The organism is Methyloceanibacter sp. (assembly GCF_051306395.1).
In the GTDB taxonomy this organism is placed as follows: Bacteria; Pseudomonadota; Alphaproteobacteria; order Rhizobiales; family Methyloligellaceae; genus Methyloceanibacter.
In genome coordinates, this window is the sequence record NZ_JBPPND010000149.1 from 1 (window position 1) to 2,998 (window position 2,998).

At 62.2% G+C, this 2,998-nt stretch carries 1 protein-coding gene and 1 pseudogene; one reads left to right on the top strand and one right to left on the bottom strand.

Going from position 1 to position 2,998, the window contains the following annotated elements:
- Positions 1 to 384: 384 nt before the first annotated feature.
- Complete coding sequence (locus ACSLE4_RS07890; protein ID WP_435903924.1) at positions 385 to 1,329, bottom strand: IS1595 family transposase; 945 nt, start codon at positions 1,327 to 1,329, stop codon at positions 385 to 387.
- A gap of 79 nt (positions 1,330 to 1,408) precedes the next feature.
- On the opposite strand from ACSLE4_RS07890, the pseudogene ACSLE4_RS07895 reads away from it, so the two are divergent.
- Positions 1,409 to 2,647: pseudogene (locus ACSLE4_RS07895) on the top strand (IS1182 family transposase); the annotation flags it as partial.
- Positions 2,648 to 2,998 lie beyond the last annotated feature (351 nt).

Here is a 2,998-nt window from a genome sequence, read left to right on the forward strand (position 1 = left end):
CCTCTGTCAGAGACGGAACACTAGCGGTATTATCCCATACGCTCTTTTATTGTATCGAAGGGATGTTCAGCCGTCTCGCGGCGGGCGCGCATGGCTTGTGGGTTCTCATCACCTTCCCCGCCAAAACCATATAGTGGCCGCCGCGCCGATGACGGCGCCGAGGTACAGCATCAATGGCATAGGCAAGAGCCCGAGAACGACAACGATATGGAAGCCGATGAATGCCCCCGCGATCCCGCCGAGTGCATAGGTGACAAGCGGCCAGCCATCAATCAAAACGACGGGTAGTGACGCCGAGTAGGCCCTTGTGGCAGGGTTCCACCCCAAAGAAGAAAGACACCGTCATATCGAAGAGGTCAGATGTACAAGCATATTCTGACCTGCTTACCCACCACTCTCAGCCAGCTTTAGCAGCCGATACGGCATCGGTGGCGTGCGTGTCGCGGCCCAGGCGAGGCGCGGGATCATGGCGGCCAGATCGTAGCGGCGGTTGAAGCGCCACTCGAACTCGGCGAGCGTTCGGTCGACGTGCTTTCTCACCGCGCGGTAGGTGCCGTTGATCGCGCTCTTGATGTTGCCGAGCACCGTGTTGACCGACTGGAACTGTGGGAGCTTCTCGGCGTGTCCGAGACGCGCGACGATCAGCCGGTCGTGGGCTTCGACCGAGCCCTTGAGCCCGTTAAAGCAGCCGAGCCCGTCGGTGACGACGCGTGCGGTGGGCTTCATTGTGCGGCCGGCCAGCGCCTTGATCGCCTTCTTCGTGAAGCGCTTGACGCGGCGCAACTGCACGCGCTTCGGCTTGCCCTCGTCCGTCGTCTCGACTGAGGCCACGAACGGCGTCTTTCCGGGCGCGCCGCGGCCCACCTTGCCATCCGGTCTGCGGCCGCCGAGATAGGCATCGTCCATCTCGACGCGACCATCGAGAAACTTCTTCGCATCGCGCTCAAGCATCACCTGGGTGAGCTTCGATTTGATCGACCAGGCGGTGGTCTGGCGCACGCCGAGCCGGCGACCGAGCTCGACCGTCGAGATTCCCTGCTTCGATTGCGTGACGAGATACATGGCGCGGAACCATGTGGTGAGCGCCAGCTTGGTGTTGGCGAAGATCGTGCCGGCCGTGAGCGAGGTCTGCGTGCGGCAGGCGTTGCATTGGTAGAGGTCGCGCCGGTCGAGCACGCAATGGTCGCGCCCGCCGCACGCCGGGCATTCGAAACCACCCGGCCAGCGCCACCAGGACACCGCCCGGCGGCACGCCTCCTCGCTGCCGTAGAGCGCTGAGAAATCAGCCTCCGACAGGCCTTTCTGAAACTGCACCTTGTTGCGAGCCATGCGCCATCTCCCTCGGAACGCTCGCAAATGTCAGCGATTCGTGTGGCTCAAACTTGGCTGAGAGTGGTGGGTAAGCAGGTACGGTTATCTCAACCAGATGCAGTCATCGCGCAGGCTGGAGCGCGAATGCGCACGCAATCTGGAGCTGATTTGGCTGCTCGGCCGCTTGAAGCCTGACTTCAAAACAATTGCCGATTTCCGCCGCGACAATGGCCCTGCGATCCGCAGGGTCTGCCGGCAGTTCGTCGCGCTCTGCCGCGACATTGATCTTCTGGACGCCAGCCTCGTCGCGATCGACGGCAGCAAGTTCAAAGCCGTGAACGCCAAGGCCAAGAGCTATACGCGTGAGAAGCTCAGGCGGCGCCTCGGCGAGATCGACGCCGCGATCGACCGGTACATGGGTGAGCTCGACCGTGCCGACGAGGTTCTGGTCGAGACCGGCATGCACCCGATCGAAGCGCGGCTGTCGCGCGTGATCAAAAAGCTCGCGCACTACCGAAAGGAGGGACGGACGCTGCGCTCCATCGAAGAACGGATGGATGCGACCGGCGAGACGCAGGTATCGCTGACCGATCCCGACTGCCGGGCCATGGCGACAACGAGCAAGCAGCCCCGGGTGGTGGGCTACAACGTGCAGAGTGCCGTCGAAACCAAGCACCATCTGATCGTCGCGCATGAGGTGACGAACCTCGGCTACGACCGTGATGCCCTGTCGATGATGGCGCATAAGGCGCGTGATGCGATGGCCGGCGATACGATCGAGGCGATCGCCGACAAGGGCTACTACAAGGGTGAGGAAATCGTTGCGTGTGAGCAGGCGGGAATCGCCGTCACCGTCTCGAAGCCGCACACCTCCAATGCCGCAGCGGTAGGTCGCTTCGACAGGGCTGACTTCGTCTATGACGCGGAGAAGGACGCCTACGAGTGTCCGGCTGGCAGATGGCTCCCTTACCACTACACGAACGAGCAGGACGGCAAGACAGTCCGGAACTACTGGACGAACGACTGCGTGGCGTGCGTGATCAAGCACAGGTGCTGCACGGGCAAAGAACGCCGCATAAAACGCTGGGAACACGAATCCATCCTGGAGCGCGTCCAGAAGCGGCTCGACGACGATCCCGCCAAGATCCCGCTGCGCAGCAGGACGGTCGAGCATCCGTTCGGGACGATCAAGGCCTGGATGGGCGCGACGCACTTCAAGATGAAGACGCTAATGCACGTCGCGACTGAGATGTCCTTGCACGTGCTCGCCTACAACATCACGCGCGTGATCGCGATCCTCGGCGTTCCCGGATTGGTGAAGGCGATGAAGGGGTGAGAAGGGCTCATTGTTACGTTGAGAGCGCGCTCAGATCGCGCACCAACGGGGCAGGAGGTTGAGAGCGGCGCTCAGATCCTCTATCCGGCCGAAATGCCGTCAGCGACCGAGCCATCGCCCTTATCCGCCCGAACGCCGCGTTCTCACACAGCCTCCAGAGGAAGCGGTCGTCGCATTGGTGCTTGCTACGCCGTCGGAGCAGTTCACATGCGATGACCGCATTCCCGGTGGCTCGCAATCAGGCTGCAAGGAAGGAAGTACGGAGCGTGGCTCTCCAAACGCGGAGCATTTACTGCCCCGTAGCCGCTTGCCCACCCTCCGGGCCCAGCGACTCGAGAATGATGATCTTTT